The 17,346-nt window shown below is 74.0% G+C and carries 11 protein-coding genes and 1 riboswitch; of the genes, 5 read left to right on the top strand and 6 right to left on the bottom strand.

Features of this window, described 5'->3' with window-relative positions; translation table 11 throughout:
• Positions 1-125: 125 nt before the first annotated feature.
• Together OHA86_RS03910 and OHA86_RS03905 are read left to right on the top strand one after the other, a co-directional pair.
• On the top strand, positions 126-1,166 hold the full coding sequence (locus tag OHA86_RS03910) for a ketoacyl-ACP synthase III family protein (protein WP_329172495.1): 1,041 nt from the start codon (positions 126-128) through the stop codon (positions 1,164-1,166).
• A gap of 89 nt (positions 1,167-1,255) precedes the next feature.
• Complete coding sequence (locus tag OHA86_RS03905) at positions 1,256-6,574, top strand: type I polyketide synthase (RefSeq protein ID WP_329172493.1); 5,319 nt, start codon at positions 1,256-1,258, stop codon at positions 6,572-6,574.
• Positions 6,575-6,740: 166 nt separating this feature from the next.
• On the opposite strand, the gene OHA86_RS03900 is transcribed toward OHA86_RS03905, so the two are convergent.
• From OHA86_RS03900 to aceA, 4 genes are all read right to left on the bottom strand, one after another.
• Entirely contained in the window at positions 6,741-7,091 is a 351-nt protein-coding gene (locus tag OHA86_RS03900) for a hypothetical protein (protein ID WP_329172492.1), read from the bottom strand.
• A gap of 111 nt (positions 7,092-7,202) precedes the next feature.
• Positions 7,203-9,521: a 5-methyltetrahydropteroyltriglutamate--homocysteine S-methyltransferase gene (gene metE / locus OHA86_RS03895; RefSeq protein ID WP_329172491.1), complete on the bottom strand. Its 2,319-nt coding sequence runs from the start codon at positions 9,519-9,521 to the stop codon at positions 7,203-7,205.
• Positions 9,522-9,679: 158 nt separating this feature from the next.
• A riboswitch (cobalamin riboswitch) is annotated at positions 9,680-9,899 on the bottom strand.
• 134 nt (positions 9,900-10,033) lie between these two features.
• A complete protein-coding gene (gene aceB, locus OHA86_RS03890; RefSeq protein WP_329172490.1) occupies positions 10,034-11,644 on the bottom strand; it encodes a malate synthase A in 1,611 nt (536 codons plus the stop codon).
• Positions 11,645-11,737: 93 nt separating this feature from the next.
• On the bottom strand, positions 11,738-13,024 hold the full coding sequence (gene aceA / locus OHA86_RS03885) for an isocitrate lyase (protein ID WP_329172488.1): 1,287 nt from the start codon (positions 13,022-13,024) through the stop codon (positions 11,738-11,740).
• 376 nt (positions 13,025-13,400) lie between these two features.
• Between aceA and OHA86_RS03880 the strand changes: the two genes are divergently transcribed.
• Complete coding sequence (locus tag OHA86_RS03880; protein ID WP_329172487.1) at positions 13,401-14,816, top strand: short-chain fatty acyl-CoA regulator family protein; 1,416 nt, start codon at positions 13,401-13,403, stop codon at positions 14,814-14,816.
• 266 nt (positions 14,817-15,082) lie between these two features.
• On the top strand, positions 15,083-16,000 hold the full coding sequence (locus tag OHA86_RS03875) for a cobalamin-binding protein (protein WP_329172486.1): 918 nt from the start codon (positions 15,083-15,085) through the stop codon (positions 15,998-16,000).
• 68 nt (positions 16,001-16,068) lie between these two features.
• On the opposite strand, the gene OHA86_RS03870 is transcribed toward OHA86_RS03875, so the two are convergent.
• A complete protein-coding gene (locus tag OHA86_RS03870) occupies positions 16,069-16,374 on the bottom strand; it encodes a hypothetical protein (protein ID WP_329172484.1) in 306 nt (101 codons plus the stop codon).
• A 71-nt stretch (positions 16,375-16,445) separates the two neighbouring features.
• On the bottom strand, positions 16,446-16,643 hold the full coding sequence (locus OHA86_RS03865) for a hypothetical protein (RefSeq protein WP_329172482.1): 198 nt from the start codon (positions 16,641-16,643) through the stop codon (positions 16,446-16,448).
• 66 nt (positions 16,644-16,709) lie between these two features.
• Here OHA86_RS03865 and OHA86_RS03860 point away from each other — a divergent pair, with 66 nt between their 5' ends.
• On the top strand, positions 16,710-17,306 hold the full coding sequence (locus tag OHA86_RS03860; RefSeq protein WP_329172480.1) for a TetR/AcrR family transcriptional regulator: 597 nt from the start codon (positions 16,710-16,712) through the stop codon (positions 17,304-17,306).
• Positions 17,307-17,346: the final 40 nt, after the last annotated feature.

Below are 17,346 nucleotides of genomic sequence, written 5' to 3'. Positions count from 1 at the left end.
GCGGCCTGTTCCGACGGGTCCACCGGCCGCCCGGGACCCTGCGCACACTCCAGCGCGAGCGACGTGCCGGCTGCGGCGATCGCAAGCGACGTCCCAGCGTGCAACCAACCAAGGAGGTGCGTCCGGTGCGGACGCCCGACATCTTCATCAAGGCGACAGGCAGATACCTCCCCGAGACCGTCAGTGTCGAATGGGCCGTCGAGCAGGGCCACTACCCGGCGCGGGACGCCGAATTGCACGAACTGCTCGGCGTCACGATCGCCGGTGACACCCCGTCCCCCGACATGGCGCTGTGGGCCGCGCAGGAGGCGTTCAAAAGGAGCGGGCAGCGCGCGGAGGATCTGGACCTGCTGCTGTACGTGAATTCCTGGCACCAGGGTCCTGACGGCTGGCAGCCGCAATACCACCTGCAGCGCCAGCTCGTCGGCGGCGACGTGCTCGCGGTCAATCTCCAGCACGGCTGCAACGGCATGTTCAGCGCCCTCGAACTGGCGGCGGGCCATTTACAGGCCGGGGACCGGCCCCGTTCCGCGCTGATCGTCGCGGCGGACAATTTCGGCACGCCGCTCATCGACCGCTGGACACTGGGTCCTTTCATCGCCGCGGACGCCGGCAGTGCCGTGATCCTCACCACCGACCCCGGATTCGCGCGGTTACTGGCGGTGGGATCGGTGACCGTACCCGAGGGGGAGCTCTACCACCGGGGCGCCGAGCCGATGTTCCCGCCGGGTGCGACGACCGGCCGCGCCCTGGACTTCGTTTCCCGCCATGACCACTTCCGTGAGCAGACCCAGGCCGGGAACGTCGGATCCGACGTCCTCGCGCAGGTGCACCGGCGTACGTCCGAGGTCGTTCTGCGGACCCTTTCGGAAGCCGGAACCGCCCTTGCCGACATCACGCGTGTCGCCTGCATGAATTTCTCCCGGGAGATCGTGGAGCAGCGGCTGCTGGAAGCCATCGGGCTCCCGATGTCCCTGTCGACCTGGGAAAGCGGCAGAAGGCGCGGGCACGCGGGACCGAGCGATCAGCTGATCTCGTTCGACGAGCTGGTCACGACCGGGGAAGTGGGTCCTGGCGACCATGTGCTGATGCTCGGAATGGGGCCGGGCATCACGATCTCGTGCGCCGTCGTCAAGGTGCTCACGCCGGCCCCGTGGGGCCAGTGACATTCGTGGCGCGGCATTCCCCGGGCCCGATCGGCGGCCCGCACCCTCTCATCGCCGACCCTCAAGGACGAGAAAAAGGAGCACCAATCGTGCGTAGAGACGACGCTGCCGGCGCGGGCAGCCCGGAGGCCGTCGAAGAGCCCGTCGCCGTGGTCGGCATGGCCTGCCGGTTCGCCGGCGGGGCCGACACCCCCGAAGCCTTCTGGGACCTGCTGCTCGACGGGCGCGACGGCATCAAGGAGGTGCCCGAGGAGCGCTGGCGCCCGTACGAGGCGGCCGGCCCCGACCACGCCGCCGCGCTGCGGCGCGCCACCCGGTGGGGCGGGTTCCTCGACGACATCGAGGGATTCGACACCGAGTTCTTCGGACTGTCGCCCCGTGAGGCGGAGCTGATGGACCCCCAGCAGCGGCTGCTGCTGGAGGTGGCCTGGGAGTCCCTGGAGCAGGCCGGCATCCCGCCGCGCGACCTCGCGGGCACCGACGCGGGCGTGTTCGTCGGGATCGGCTCGGACGACTACGGACGCCGGCTGCTGGAGGACCTGCCGGGCATCGAGGCGTGGACCGGTATCGGCAGCGCGATGTGCGCTGCGGCCAACCGCATCTCCTACGCGCTCGACCTCCAGGGCCCGAGCCTGGCGGTGGACACCGCGTGTTCGGCGTCGCTGGTCGCGGTCCACCTGGCCTGCCAGAGCCTGCGGGCGGGGGAGAGCGACGTGACGCTCGCCGGCGGGGTGAACCTGATCATCTCGCCCGGACTGACGCTCACCCTGGACGCGGCGGGCGCGACTGCCCCCGACGGCCGTTCCAAGTCCTTCGACTCCTCCGCCGACGGCTACGGCCGGGGCGAGGGCTGCGGCCTGCTGGTCCTCAAGCGGCTCGCGGACGCGCGGCGGGACGGCGACAACGTCCTGGCGGTCATCCGGGGCAGCTCGGTCAACCAGGACGGCCGGACCAACGGCATCATGGCGCCCAGCGGTACGGCCCAGGAGCACGTGCTCGACCTCGCCTGCCGGCGCGCGGGCGTCGAGCCCGCCTCCGTCGACTACGTGGAGGCCCACGGCACCGGCACCCGGCTGGGCGACCCGCTGGAGGCCGGAGCGCTCAGCGCCGTCTTCGGCCGGGGCCGGCCGGACGACGAGCCCTGCCTCATCGGCTCGGTCAAGCCGAACATCGGCCACCTGGAGGCCGCCGCGGGCATCGCCAGCCTCATCAAGGTGGTGCTGGCCCTGAGCAACGGCGAGATCCCGCCGAGCCTGAACTACTCCGAGGGCAACCCCGCCATCGACTGGGACACCTCGGGACTGCGCGTCGTCACCGAGCGCACCGCCTGGCCGCAGCGCCCCGACCGGCCGGTCAGGGCCGGGGTGTCCGGCTTCGGCTACGGCGGCACCATCGCCCACATCGTCATGGAGCAGGCCCCGCAGACACCCCGCCCCGCCGACGCGCACCCCGCCCCGGCGCACCGCGGCGAGGACACCGCGGGCGCCCCGGCCGAGCGGCTGTACCCGATCTCCGGCAGCTCGCAGGCGGGCCTGCGGGCGTACGCGGGCCGCCTCGCCGACCGGCTGTCGGCCGAGGGCTCCCGGCTGCCGCTGGAGGCGGTCGGCCACACCCTGGCCCTGCGCCGGTCGGCGCTGTCCCAGCGGGCCGCGGTGGTGGCGTCGAACCACGCGGACCTCGTGGCCAGGCTGCGGCTCATCGCCGTGGGGGAGCAGACCCGTGAGGCCGTCATCGGGACGGCGCCTTCCGATCCCGGCGCCGGGCCGGTGTGGGTGTTCTCCGGCCACGGTTCCCAGTGGTCGGGCATGGGCCGCGAACTCCTGGCCGCCGAGCCGGCGTTCGCCGCCGTCATCGACGAGATCGACCCGATCTTCCAGGAGGAGATCGGCTTCTCCGCCCGGCAGGCCCTGCTGGACGGCGAGTTCGACTCCGTCGACCGCATCCAGACGATGATCTTCGCCGTCCAGGTCGCGCTGGCGGCCGTGTGGCGCTCCTACGGCGCCGCCCCGGCCGCGGTGATCGGGCACTCCGTCGGCGAGATCGCCGCGGCGGTGACGGCGGACGCCCTGTCCCTGGCCGACGGCGCCCGGCTGATCTGCCGCCGCTCCCGCCTGCTGCGGCGGGTGGCCGGCCGCGGCGCCATGGCGATGGCGAGCCTGTCCTTCGAGGAGGCGGGCAAGCGCCTGGAAGGGCGCTCCGACGTGGTGGCCGCGATCGCCGCCTCCCCGCAGTCCGCGGTCGTCGCGGGCGACCCGACGGCGGTCGAGACGCTGATCGACGCGTGGCAGGCCGAGGGGATCCAGATGCGCCGCGTCGCCTCCGACGTGGCCTTCCACAGCCCGCACATGGACCCGCTGCTCACTGAACTGACCGCCGCGGCGGGGGACCTGAGGCCGCGTACGCCCAGGATCCCGGTCTACTCCACCGCGCTGGAGGACCCCAGGTCGCAACTGCTCCTGGACGGCGCCTACTGGGCCGCCAACCTGCGCTTCCCCGTGCGGCTCCAGGCGGCGGTGACAGCGGCCGTCGAGGACGGCCACCGCGCCTTCCTCGAAGTGTCCGCGCACCCCGTCGTCGCCCACTCCATCGGCGAGACGCTGTCCGAGCTCGGCCTGGACGACGCCTTCACCGGCTCCACCCTGCGCCGCAACCAGCCCGAGCGGACCGTCCTGCTCGCGTCCGTGGCGGCGGCGCACTGCCACGGCATCACCGTGGACTGGGCGCGCCTCCAGCCGTCCGGCGGCCTCGTCCCGCTGCCCCTGGTGGCCTGGCAGCGCAGCCCGCACTGGCACGCGACCAGCTCGGCGGGAGCGGGCCAGGGACTCCAGCACGACCTGGACTCGCACGCCCTGCTCGGACCGCGGGTCCCCGTCGCCGGCCGCCCGCTGGAGCTGTGGCGCACCCTGCTCGACGACGAGACCCGCCCGTACCCGGGCAGCCACACCATCAACGGTACGGAGATCGTCCCGGCCGCCGTCCTGATCAACACCTTCCTGGACGCGGCACGGGCCGCCGACGGCACCCGCCCTGTGCTGCGCGACATGGCGCTGCGCCTGCCGCTGATGGTCGCCGAGCGCCGCGAACTCCAGGTGATCAAGGACGACACCTCCCTGCGGCTGGCCTCCCGCGCCCAGGAGGACGGCGCGGTGTGGCTCACCCACACCACGGCCACGTCCGTCCCCGCGCGCCGCGCGCAGGCCCCCCAGGGCCTGGCCACGGGTACGCCGCTCGGCGTCGCCGACCCCGGCGACGTCCAGCGGCATCTGGCCTCGGTGGGCGTGCCCACCATGGGCTTCGACTGGACCATCGAGGAACTCGCCCGCGGTGAAGGCCTGCTGCGGGCCCGCGTCAGCGTCGAACAGCCGCAGCGCGCCGAGCCGACCTGGGCGCCGCTGCTCGACGCCGCCCTGTCCATCGCGCCGACCGCCATCCCCGGCCCGGCGGCCCTGCGCATGGTGGCGTCCTTCGACGAGATCGGCACGGACGGCGCCCCGCCGACCGGTCCTGCCACCGTCCAGGTCACCGCCGACCCGGCCCGCGAGGACACCGTCGACGTCCTCGTGGCCGACGCCGGCGGCCGGGTCGTCGCCTGGGTGAGCGGGCTGCGCTACGGCGGGATGGACGAGGGCGCCATGGCGGCGGCGCGCCCCCAGGACCTGGTGCACGAGGTGGCGTGGCGGCCGTACGAGGTGGCGGCGCCGGAGAACACCGCGGCCCGCCGGATCGTGCTGGTCGGAACGGACACCGCGGCCCTGGACGCCCTGGGCGCGGGACTGTCCGCTGCCGGGGCCGAGGTCCAGGTGGTGCGGGACCCGGCCCTGCTGGACGACCTCACCGGGCTCGACGAGCGGACCGACGTCGTCGTGGTCCCGCCTCCCACGGCGGACGCCCCGGTCACCGAGGTCGCCGCCCGCGCCGCCTGGCAGCTGCTCGGCACGGCCCAGCGGATCGCCGCCCGCGACACGCTGGTCTTCCCGCGGCTGTGGGCGGTGACCACCGGCGTACGCGAGAGCCTTCAGGAGGCCCACCTGGCGCACTCCTCCGTATGGGGCCTGGGCCGGGTGATCGCCGGTGAGCACAGCGAGCTGTGGGGCGGTGTGGTCGACCTGGCGCCCGGCGGCCCGGGCGCCGACGCGGCGGCACTGCTCGCCGTCCTGCACGCGGGCACCGCCGACGACGTCGTCGCGATCCGCGACGGGTCCGCGACGGTCGCCCGGCTCGCCCCGTGCGAGCGCGAGGCCGGCGGCGAACCGCTGGAGTGCCGCGCGGACGGCACGTATCTGATCACCGGCGGCCTGGGCGTCCTCGGCCTGGAGGTCGCCCAGTGGCTGGTCGAGCGCGGCGCCCGCCGCCTCGTCCTGGCGGGCCGGCGCGGGCTGCCGCCCCGCTCGGCCTGGGAGGACTGCGCGGACCCGGCCGCCAGGCAGCAGATCGAGGCGGTCCGCGCCCTGGAGGAACAGGGCGTGACGGTCAAGGTGGTATCCCTGGACATCACCGACACCGAGCGGGCCGCAGCGCTGCTGACCCCTGACGCCCTCGGACTGCCGCCCGTCCGGGGCGTGGTCCACCTCGCCGGAGTCCTCGACAACCGCATGGTCACCGCGGTCGACGAGGAGTCGCTGCGTACGGTGATGCGGCCCAAGGCGGACGGCGCGTGGGCGCTGCACACCCTCTTCCCGCCCGCCGAGGTGGACTTCTTCGTCCTGTTCTCCTCGTGCGGCCAGCTGCTGGGCCTGCCGGGACAGGCCGCTTACGGCTCCGCCAACGCCTTCCTCGACGCGCTCGCCGCGCACCGCAACGCCTACGCCGGGTCCGGTGACACGACGAGCTTCGGCTGGACCTCGTGGCGCGGGCAGGGCATGGCCGTCAACGAGGTGGTCGACAGCGAGCTGCGGGCCCGCGGCACGTGCGACATCTCCGTCCAGGAGGCCTTCTCCGCCTGGGACTTCGCCGAGCGGCGCGGCCCGGGGCACTACCCGGTGCTGCGCCTGCTGCCGGGCGAACCGGATGTGGAACTGCCGTTCCTGAGCGAGGTGCACACGGCGCAGAAGGCGGCGCCCGCGGCCGGCAGCGGAGCCGACGGGTTCGCGGATCTTCCCCCGGAGGAGTTGCGGACCCGGCTGCTGGAGGAGGTGGGCGTGCAGATCGCCGGTGAGATGAAGCTGGCGACCACCCAGCTCGACCACCGCAAGTCGCTCGTCGAGCAGGGCCTCGACTCGGTGATGACGATCGTCATCCGGCGGCGGCTGGAGAAGCGCTTCGGCACCAAGCTGCCGGCGACGCTCCTGTGGCACCAGCCCACCGTCTCCGCCATCAGCGAGCACCTGGCCGGGCTGCTGGGCGGGGCGGCGCCGCTGCCCGGCGAGGCGGGAGCGGCCGAGCAGGCGGCGCCGGTGGCGGCCGTCTGAGCCGAGGCCGGGCCATCAAACCCGGCGGCGTGGACAGTCCGGCCCCCGGCCGGAGGGGAGTCGGGGGCCGGGCGCTGTCCACGCCGCCGGCCGGCGGGGCCGCCCTGGTGGGCGGCGGTCCCGCGACGCACCCGGCCACCGCCCCGTCGGGCGGTGGCCGGGTGCGTCAGCGCGCGGCGGCGCGGCGGCGCCGGCGGCGGAGGACTTCGAGCAGCACGACGTTGGCGAGCGCCGCCGCGACCAGGACGGCGACATTCAGCGTGGCGCTGCCGGCGCTGAGCCAGACCGCGTCGTCGCCGCCGGCGCGCGTGGTCGGGGCCCACAGGCCGCCCACGCCCTTGAGCAGTGCGTAGCCGCCGTAGATGAGCACGATCGCCGCGATACCGAACGGCAGGGTCGCGGCGATCGCCACGAGGTAGGGCGGCGCGCTGCCGCGGACACCGCCGAGCACCGCCAGGCTGCCCACGGCCGTCACGTACAGGCCCTCCGCGGCTCGGAGTCCCCGTGGTGCGTTCATCCCCCGCCACCCCCCTGCCGGTGAACTCCCGTTCGCCCTGTGGTCCCTGACCCTACCCGGGTGCGCGCCGGCCGGGCGGGGCAGGGCATGGGCCCCGCCCGGCCGCCGGGGTCAGGACGCGGGCAGCTCCGCGCGGACCGCGCGGGCGGCGCTGACCAGGTTCTCCAGCGACGCCCTGGTCTCGGGCCAGCCGCGGGTCTTCAGGCCGCAGTCGGGGTTGACCCACAGCCGCTCGGCGGGGATCGCCCGGAGCCCCTTGCGGAGCAGCGCGGCTGCCTCGTCGGCGCCGGGCACGCGCGGCGAGTGGATGTCGTAGACGCCGGGGCCGGCCTCGCGCGGGTAGCCGTGGGCGGCCAGCTCGGCGGCGACCTGCATGTGGGAGCGGGCGGCCTCCAGGCTGATGACATCGGCGTCGAGGTCGTCGATGGCCTGGACGATGTCGCCGAATTCCGCGTAGCACATGTGGGTGTGGATCTGGGTGGCGGGCCGCACCCCCGCGGTGGTGAGGCGGAAGGCCTCGGTCGCCCAGTCCAGATACGCCGGCCGGTCGGCGGCCCGCAGCGGCAGCGTCTCGCGCAGCGCGGGCTCGTCCACCTGGATGACCCGGGTGCCCGCGGCTTCCAGGTCGGCGACCTCCTCGCGCAGGGCGAGCGCCACCTGGCGGGCGGTGTCGCCGAGCGGCTGGTCGTCGCGCACGAAGGACCAGGCCAGCATGGTGACCGGCCCGGTGAGCATGCCCTTGACCGGCCGCTCGGTCAGCGACTGGGCGTAGCTCGTCCAGCGCACCGTCATCGGCCCGGACCGGGAGATGTCGCCGGCCAGGATCGGCGGGCGGACGTACCGGGTGCCGTAGGACTGGACCCAGCCCTGCTGGGTGGCGAGGTAGCCGGTGAGCTGCTCGGCGAAGTACTGCACCATGTCGTTGCGTTCGGCCTCGCCGTGGACCAGGACGTCGAGGCCGGTCTTCTCCTGGAAGGCGATGACCTCGGCGATCTCGGCCCTGATGCGCTCCTCGTAGCCGGCCGTGCCGATCCGGCCGGCCCGCAGGTCGGCGCGGGCGGTGCGCAGCTCGCCGGTCTGCGGGAAGGAGCCGATGGTGGTGGTCGGCAGCAGGGGCAGCCCGAGGTGGGCGCGCTGGGCGGCGGTCCGCTCGGTGTACGGCTGGGAGCGGCGGCCGTCGGCGTCGGTGACGGCGGCGGCCCTGGCGCGTACGGCGGAGTCGTGGGTGATCGGGGAGGCGGCGCGGGAGGCGAGGTCGGCGCGGTTCGCGGCGATCTGCGCGGCGATGGCGTCGGTACCCTGCGCCAGTCCCTTGGCCAGGGTGACGATCTCGGCGGTCTTCTGCTCGGCGAAGGCGAGCCAGCGCAGGATCTGCGGGTCGATGTCCTGTTCCGCGGCCGTGTCGAGCGGGACGTGCAGCAGGGAGCAGGAGGCGGCCACATCGACCTGGCCGGCCAGGCCCAGCAGGGTGGCCAGGGTGGTCAGCGACTTCTCGTAGTCGTTGATCCAGATGTTGCGGCCGTTGACGATACCGGCCACCAGCCGCTTGCCCGGCAGTCCGCCGGCGGTGGCGAGCGCGTCGAGGTTGGCGGCGGCGGCTTCGGTGAAGTCCAGCGCCAGGCCCTCGACCGGCGCCTTGGCCAGCACCGGCAGGGCGTCGCCGAGCCGGTCGAAGTACGAGGCGACCAGCAGCTTGGGCCGGTCCACGAGGGCGCCGAGGTCGCGGTAGACCTTCTCGACGGCTTCGAGTTCGGCCGGGGTGCGGTCCTGGACGAGGGCGGGCTCGTCCAGCTGCACCCACTCGGCGCCGGCCGCGCGCAGGTCGGCCAGCACCTCGGCGTACACCGGCAGCAGCCGGTCCAGCAGGGCGAGCGGGGCGTAGCCGCTGCCCACGCCGGGGGCGGGCTTGGCGAGCAGGAGGTAGGTGACAGGCCCGACCAGGACGGGCCGGGCGGACAGGCCCAGGGCGAGGGCCTCCCTCAGCTCGGCGACCTGCTTGGACGAGTCGGCCGCGAACGTCGTGTCGGGTCCCAGCTCGGGCACCAGGTAGTGGTAGTTGGTGTCGAACCACTTGGTCATCTCCAGCGGCGCGACGTCCTGCGTGCCGCGGGCCATGGCGAAGTAGCCGTCCAGGGCGTCCGCCGCGACGGCCGCGCGGTGGCGGGCGGGGATCGCGCCGACCATGACGCTGGTGTCGAGGATGTGGTCGTAGAGCGAGAAGTCGCCGGTGGGCACTTCGTGGACGCCCGCCTCGGCGAGCCGGCGCCAGTTCGCGGCGCGCAGGTCTGCGGCGGTGGCGTGGAGGGCGTCGGCGCTGACGCGGCCCTTCCAGTAGCCCTCGACGGCCTTCTTCAGTTCCCGGTGCCGGCCCTGGCGGGGGTAGCCGTACACGGTGGCCCGTGCTGCCGCGGCTGCGGACTTCGCTGTCACGGAAATCTCCTTCGCGAGATGTCTCCTGGCATCCCGGTAACGGGACACAGGCGCGAAGGTGACGAATCGGACGGAACGTACACCCCGCAGGGGTGATGATCCGCCGGATATGTACGCCGACCCGCCCACGAGGTCACCGGGATGTCCGCACGCGATCGGTCGCGTGCGGGCAACGGGCAGGTCTTCGGACTCGCGGGCACGCCTGCCGGGGCAGACTCCTACTGACCGTCGCTTCCCAGGTCCGCGGCCCGGACCCAGTGCGTATGACGGCGGTCGTTCCCACTCACCGCTGCGGGGCAGTCCCGGATTCCCACCGGGTTCCCTCTTGCGACGCTCCTGCCTGGCGGGCAGGGGCGAACCAGCTGCACGTGCCAGGCTAAGGCGCGGACCACCCCGCGGTCATTCCCGACCACATTCCGGGATGTGACATGGAGCACGCCCGGCGGGCACGGGGCGGCGGCTTGCGGGGCCGCCACCTGCTCCGCGTACCGCCGCCCCGTCCGGCCCGTCGCTCAGGCCCGGTCGTGGAACGGGCGGTCCGGATCACCCGGACGGCCCACCAGGCGGGTGTAGGCGTCGGTGGTGAAGAAGGCGGGCAGCTCCCTGGCCAGCGCGGTCCGCTCGAAGAGCGCGCGGACCTCGTCGAGCGGCGCCCCGGGCGATTCCGCGCCGAGCGCGGCGAGTTCGGCCTCCAGCACCTCCAGGACCGCCGCGCGGCCGATGGCGCGGTGCCGGAGCCACTGCCAGATCTGGGCGCGGGCGATCTCGGCGGTGGCCGCGTCCTCCATCAGCCCGTACAGGGCGACGGCCCCCCGTCCGCGCAGCCACGCGGCGAAGTAGCGCACGGCGACCGCGGTGTTGGTACGGACGCCCTCCGGTGTGGGCGGCGCGCCGATCCGGCGTACGGACAGCAGGTCGGCCGCGCTCACCGCGACATCGCCGCGGGTGCGGTCGATCTGGTGCGGGCGGTCGCCGAGCACCCCGTCGAAGACGTCGCGGCAGACCGGGACCAGACCGGGGTGCGCGACCCAGGAGCCGTCGAAGCCGTCCTCGGCCTCGCGCTCCTTGTCCAGCCGCACCCCGGCCAGCGCGGCGCGGTGCGCCTCCGCGTCCTTGCCGGGCACCTGGGCGGCCATCCCGCCGATGGCGTGGGCGCCGCGCCGGTGGCAGGTGCGCACCAGCAGCTCGGTGTACGCGCGCATGAAGGGCGCGGTCATGGTGACCTTCGCGCGGTCCGGCAGCAGGAAGTCCGGCCGGTGCCCGAAGGTCTTGATGAGGCTGAACAGGTAGTCCCAGCGGCCCGCGTTGAGCCCGGAGCTGTGCTCGCGCAGCTCGTAGAGGATCTCCTCCATCTCGAAGGCCGCCGTGACGGTCTCGATCAGAACGGTGGCCCGCACGGTGCCGCGCGGGATACCGAGGAGGTCCTGGGCGAGCACGAACACGTCGTTCCACAGCCGCGCCTCGTGCCGGTTCTCCAGCTTCGGCAGGTAGAAGTACGGGCCGTGCCCGGCGTCGATCTGCCGCCGGGCGCAGTGGAAGAAGTACAGCCCGAAGTCCACGAGGGAGGCGGGCAGCGCCTCGCCGTCGACCTCCAGGTGGTCCTCGGTCAGGTGCCAGCCGCGCGGCCGGACGACGATGGTCGCGACCTGGTCGCCGAGCCGGTACTCCTTGCCCCCGGGGGCGCGGAAGTCGATCCGGCGCTCGACGGCGTCGAGCAGGGTGAGCTGGCCGCCGATGACGTTGTCCCAGGTGGGGGAGGTGGCGTCCTCGAAGTCGGCCATCCACACCCGCGCGCCCGAGTTGAGGGCGTTGACCGCCATCGCCCGGTCGGGCGGGCCGGTGATCTCCACCCGGCGGTCGGTCAGGCCGGGCGCCGGCGGCGCGACGCGCCAGGAGGCTTCCGCGCGGACCCCCGCGGTGGCGAGCGGGAAGCCCAGCGGGGAGCCCGAGGCCAGCCGGGCGGCCAGCCGCCGGCGCTCCTTGAGGATGTCCCGGCGCCGGTCCGCGAAGGCGTCGACGAGCAGGCCGAGGAAGTCCAGGGCCGCGGGGGTGAGGATCTCGGCGTACCGGTCACCCGGTGCGCCGAGGACCCGGACCCGGCCGGTCAGGGCGGTGGTGGTCATGCGGTTCTCCTCAACGGGAGTGCTCGGTGGGCGGGTCGTCCGGCCACCGAGGCGGGTACGGGGGGCGGCGGCGGGGGCGGGTCCGCCCGTGGCTCAGTGGAACTGCTCCTCCTCGGTGGACCCGCTCAGCGCGGTGGTCGAGGACGCGGGGTTGACGGCGGTCGAGACCAGGTCGAAGTAGCCGGTGCCGACCTCCCGCTGGTGCCTCACGGCGGTGAACCCGTCGGCCTGGGCGGCGAACTCCCGCTCCTGGAGGTCGACATAGGCGGTCATGCCGTGCTCGGCGTATCCGCGGGCGAGGTCGAACATCGCGTGGTTGAGGGAGTGGAAGCCGGCCAGGGTGATGAACTGGAAGCGGTAGCCCATGGCGCCCAGCTCCCGCTGGAACTTCGCGATCCGGTCGTCGTCCAGCGCTGCCTTCCAGTTGAACGACGGCGAGCAGTTGTAGGCGAGCATCTGCTCCGGGTACCGCGCGTGGACCGCCTCGGCGAATTCCCGCGCCTGGGCGAGGTCCGGGGTGCCGGTCTCGACCCAGATGAGGTCCGCGTAGGGGGCGTAGGCGAGCCCGCGCGCGATGACCGGCGCCATGCCGCCGCGCACCCGGTGGAAGCCCTCGGCGGTGCGCTCGCCGGTGACGAAGGGGGCGTCGCGCTCGTCGACGTCGCTGGTGAGCAGGGTCGCGGCGAGCGCGTCGGTACGCGCCACGATCAGCGTCGGGACGTCGGCGATGTCGGCCGCCAGGCGGGCCGCGTTGAGGGTGCGGATGTGCTGGGCGGTCGGCACCAGCACCTTGCCGCCGAGGTGGCCGCACTTCTTCTCCGAGGCCAGCTGGTCCTCGTAGTGGACGCCGGCCGCGCCCGCGGCGATCATCGCCTTGGTCAGCTCGAAGGCGTTGAGCGGTCCGCCGAAGCCGGCCTCGGCGTCGGCGACGATCGGCGCGAGCCAGTCGGTGGTGTCCCCGCCGCCCTCCGCGGTGGCGATCTGGTCGGCGCGCAGCAGCGCGTTGTTGATCCTGCGGACCACCTGCGGCACCGAGTTGACCGGGTAGAGCGACTGGTCGGGGTAGGTGTGCCCGGCCTGGTTGGCGTCGGCGGCGACCTGCCAGCCGGACAGGTAGATCGCCTGCAGCCCTGCCCTGACCTGCTGCACCGCCTGGCCGCCGGTCAGGGCGCCGAGCGCGTGGACGTAGTCCCGCTCGTGCAGCTGCCGCCACAGCCGCTCGGCGCCGCGCCGGGCCAGGGTGTGCTCCTCCCGGACGCTGCCGGACAGCCGCAGCACGTCCTGCGCGGTGTAGGTGCGCTCGATCCCCGCCCAGCGGCTGTCGGTCGCCCAGCGGCGGGTCAGTTCCTCGGCTGTTGTCGTCGTCCGTGCCTGCGCCATGACCTGTCTCCCGGGGTCTCGTGAACTGTGCGAATGTGGGGGTGAATGTGTGGCACTGAGTGCCTGACTGATCGAAGGGTGCGGCCCGCCGACTCGGGTGCGAACGGGCAGGGCAGTGCTGCCCGTTCGGCGCGAGCGGGCAAGATCTCCGACGTCAGGGCGTGAGTCGTGACAGGAAGCCGCTCGTCCGGCTGCCGGGGCACGGCGGGCCGCAGTTCGACTGTGGCAGTGGCATTGAGTGTCATCAAGAGGGGTTGATTGCCAACTTCGGCGAATCTTCCGGCGCCGGTTTGCCAAGGTTGCCAAGGCTCACGACCGGGCTCGCAGCCTCTAGGATCGCCAGCAGCGCGACGGCCGTTCGAGGACGGGAGTCCGGGTGGGCAAGACGTACGCGGGAGCGCGACTGCGGCGGCTGCGCGAGGAGCGGCGGCTGAGCCAGGCCGAGCTGGCCCGGGTCCTCGCCATCTCGCCGAGCTATCTCAACCAGATGGAGCACGACTCCCGGCCGCTGACCGTGCCGGTGCTGCTGCGGCTGACCGAGGCGTACGGCATCGACCCGGGCTTCTTCTCCGAGCGCGACACCAGCCGCCTGGTGGCCGACCTGCGCGACGCGCTGTCGGACGAGGTCGCCGCGGGCCGGGTGTCCGCGTCCGACCTGTCGGACCTGGCGTCCCGCACGCCGGCCGTGGCGGCGCTGTTCGTGGACCTCGGCCGGCGCAATCAGCAGCTCGCCGAGCGGCTCTTCGAGGCGACGGAGGGCCGGCGGCAGGGGGTGGCGATGCCCCGCTCTGCGCACGAGGAGATCCGCGAGTTCTTCTACCGGCGCCAGAACTACCTGCACGAGACCGACCTGGCGGCCGAACGCCTCGCCGCCGAGATCGGCGTGCGCCCGGGCGAGGCCGTCCGCGCCCTGGCCGCGCGCCTCGCCGACCGCCACGGGGTGAGCCTGGCCGCCGACGCCGACCGGCTCCACCGCTACGACCCCGCCACCCGGGTCCTGCACCTGTCCAGCCGGCTGCGGCCCGGCCAGCAGGCGTTCAGGATGGCCACCCAGCTCGCGCTGCTGGAGTACGCCGACGCCCTGTCGGAGCTGGCCTCCGCGGACTTCGCACCGGACTCGGCGGCATGGCCGCTGGCCCGTATCGGCATCGCCAACTACTTCGCCGCCGCGCTGATCCTGCCCTACCGCCGCTTCCACCAGGCCGCGGAGGACGTCCGCTACGACATCGAGCGGCTGGCCGACCGCTTCGGCCTCGGCTACGAGACGGTCTGCCACCGGCTCAGCACCTTGCAGCGGCCCCGGCTGCGCGGCGTGCCCTTCTCCTTCGTCCGCGTCGACCGCGCGGGCAACATGTCGAAGCGCCAGTCCGCCACGGCCTTCCACTTCTCCCGGGCCGGCGGCACCTGCCCGCTGTGGAACGTCTACGAGGCGTTCGCCGCTCCCGGCAGGGTCCACGTCCAGGTCGCCGCCATGCCCGACGGGCAGCGCTACCTGTGGACCGCCCGCGCGGTGACCCGGCACCGGGGCGGCTGGGGCGAGCCCGGCAAGACCTTCGCCATCGGGCTCGGCTGCGAGATCAGGCAGGCGTCCCGGCTGGTCTACTCCGACGGCCTCGACCTCGGCAGCACCTCCGCCGCCGTCCCCATCGGAATGGGCTGCCGGCTGTGCGAACGCACCGACTGCCCCCAGCGCGCCCTGCCGCCGCTGGGCCGCCGGCTGGCGATCGACGAGCACAGCAGCACCTTCGTCCCCTACCCGGTCGTGGACGAGGGCGGCCTCGGCGAGATCTGACCGCCGCGGGCGCCGAAGGGCGGCCCGTTCGGGCGCCGCTGTCCGAGGTCTCCACCGGGTAGGCGGCGTAGCTGCGGCGGCCTGTTCCGGCCGCCTCCTGACGGGCCGCCGACCGCGCTCGGCCGGGCGGCACCGGCACCGGCGGCACCCGCCGGCGGGCCGATGTCCACCCCTGCCCCGCTCCACGCGGCTTGACCGGCGGCGGGGGCCGCTCCGGATCGGCGGACAGTGCGGCGGGCGGGGCGCAAGAGGTCTACCGTTCCGCCATGCGCATCGTCTCCCTGCTCCCCGCGGCAAGCGACATCGTCGCCGAACTCGGCCTCGGCGGCCACCTCGTCGGACGTACCCACGAGTGCGACTGGCCCGCCGCGGCGGTCGCCGCGGTGCCGGTGGTGACCTCCGCCGAATTCGACTCCGATGCCTTGAGCAGCCGGGAGATCTCGCAGGCGGTGGGCGGGGCGGCGCACCAGGGCTCGTCCCTCTACACCCTCGATACCGGGCTGCTCGCCGAGCTGGCGCCCGACGTGGTGCTGACGCAGGACCTGTGCCGGGTGTGTGCCGTCTCCTACGAAGCGGTGGCCGACTCGGTACGGGTGCTCGACGGCGCGGGACCCCAGGTGATCAGCCTGGAGCCGCGCACCCTGCCCGACGTGCTGGCCTGCGTGCTGCGGGTCGGTGACGTCCTGGGGGTTCCGCAGGCCGCGGTCCGCCGGGTGGCCGAGCTGAGGCAGCGCCTCGCCGCGGTACGCGCCCAGGTGGCGGGCAGGCCCCGGCCGCGGGTGGCGGCGATCGAGTGGCTGGACCCGCTGTGGCCGGCCGGGCACTGGGTGCCCGAGCAGATCCGCTGCGCCGGGGGAGAGCCGCTGCTGGCCGAACCGGGCGAGCACACCGGCTCCATGGACTGGGCGGCGCTGATCGAGGCGGCGCCCGAGGTGATCGTGCTGATGCCGTGCGGCTTCCCGCCCGAACGCACCCTGAAAGAGGCCGACCTGCTCTCCCGGCACCCGGCGTGGGACGACCTGCCGGCCGTCCGCGACGGCCGGGTGTGGGTCCTGGACGGCCCCGCCCACTTCAACCGCCCGGGACCCCGGGTGGTGCGCGGCGCCGAGATCCTGGCGTACGTCCTGCACGGGGTCCAGCCGGGCGAGCCGGTCCTGGCGGAGGAGGCCCACCGCCTGGCATGACCCGACCGTCCGGCGGCGGCCCGGCACCGGCTGCGCCTCCGGCGTGAGCCCCCCGCGCCCCGCCGCGGTCAGTTGCTGACGGCCGGGTCGCCGAGCGGTGCGGTCAGCCGGGTCAGGCCGGCGTCGAGCAGCGCCTCGCTGACGACCCGCTTGGACTCCCGCAGGGCCGTCTCCTCGTCCACCGCGTCGAGCCGTACGCGGACGTCGGCGTTGCCGGTGGGGGCGTCGGTCACGAACTCGCCCCCGTATTCGGTGAAGGAGGCGTCCTCCGGGGCGGCGTCGCGGGCCTTGATGGCGTCGCTGATGACGCTCATTTGCTCGGGCGTGAACGGGGCGGCCGGATGGACGGGGACAGTGATGACGTAGCTGGGCATGGGGCAACGGTAGTCGGCCCGCGCCCCGCGGCCCGGTACGGCGGGGCCGTTTCGCGGGCCGGCGGCGGGCCTTACTCCCGGCCGCGTGGCGCGGTGAGCGCGCGCAGCGCCGTGACGAGCAGGAAGCCGATGGCGACCACCGCGAAGAACAGGCTGATGGTGGCGGCCGTGCCCACCTGCTCGGGCGGGAAGACGAACTGCCGTGCGATGTTGAGGGCCCCGATCGTGACGGCGTAGTGCCACCACGGAGCCGGGTGCATGTGAGTCATGGCAACCCCTTTTTTTGAGACAGTCGTACTAAAACCAATCTAACACGGCTGTGTGATAATGGCAGGGTGCCGAAGGTCGTGGATCACGAAGGGCGCCGCGCGGAGCTGGCCGGCGCCTTGTGGCGTGTCGCGCTGCGCGACGGCTTCGACGCGGTGAGCGTCCGCTCGGTGGCCAAGGAGTCCGACTGGTCGGCCGGGGCGCTGCGGCACTACTTCCCCGACAAGACCGAGATGGTGCTGTTCGCCGTCGACTTCGTGGTGGAGTCGGTACGGCAGCGGATCGGCGGCGCGGGCGCCGCCGCGGGCTCGCTGTCGCCCGAGCTGGTGCAGGACACCCTGGAACAGCTGCTGCCGCTGGACGACGAGCGGCGGCTGGAGTCCGAGGCCTGGTTCGCGCTGGTGGCGCTCGCGCGCCGCGACCCCTCGGCCGCGCGGCGCCGCGCCGAGGTCGACGAGCTGATCCGCGGCGCCGTGGACAGCGCCCTGGCCGGGCTGGCGGAGCTGGGCAGACTCGGCCCCGGCCGTACCCGGGCCGCGGAGACGGCGCGGCTGCACGCCCTGCTGGACGGCATGGTGGTGCAACTGCTGGCCCGGCCGCCGCGGTTGAGCCCGCAGGAGGCGCGGGACATCCTGGCCGGGCACCTGGCGGAGCTGGCCGCCTGAGGCCCACCGCCGGGGCGCTTCACCCCGTAGCGGTCACGGT

The organism is Streptomyces sp. NBC_01477 (assembly GCF_036227245.1).
Taxonomy (GTDB): domain Bacteria; phylum Actinomycetota; class Actinomycetes; order Streptomycetales; family Streptomycetaceae; genus Actinacidiphila.
This window is presented reverse-complemented; position numbering and strand designations above follow the sequence as displayed.

What these genes read in the sequence shown, in the direction of transcription:
- OHA86_RS03900 (WP_329172492.1), bottom strand. Translation starts at nt 7,091, where the DNA reads ATGAACGCACCACGGGGACTCCGAGCCGCGGAGGGCCTGTACGTGACG.
- aceB (WP_329172490.1), bottom strand. Translation starts at nt 11,644, where the DNA reads ATGACCACCACCGCCCTGACCGGCCGGGTCCGGGTCCTCGGCGCACCG.
- aceA (WP_329172488.1), bottom strand. Translation starts at nt 13,024, where the DNA reads ATGGCGCAGGCACGGACGACGACAACAGCCGAGGAACTGACCCGCCGC.
- OHA86_RS03875 (WP_329172486.1), top strand. Translation starts at nt 15,083, where the DNA reads ATGCGCATCGTCTCCCTGCTCCCCGCGGCAAGCGACATCGTCGCCGAA.
- OHA86_RS03870 (WP_329172484.1), bottom strand. Translation starts at nt 16,374, where the DNA reads ATGCCCAGCTACGTCATCACTGTCCCCGTCCATCCGGCCGCCCCGTTC.
- OHA86_RS03865 (WP_329172482.1), bottom strand. Translation starts at nt 16,643, where the DNA reads ATGACTCACATGCACCCGGCTCCGTGGTGGCACTACGCCGTCACGATC.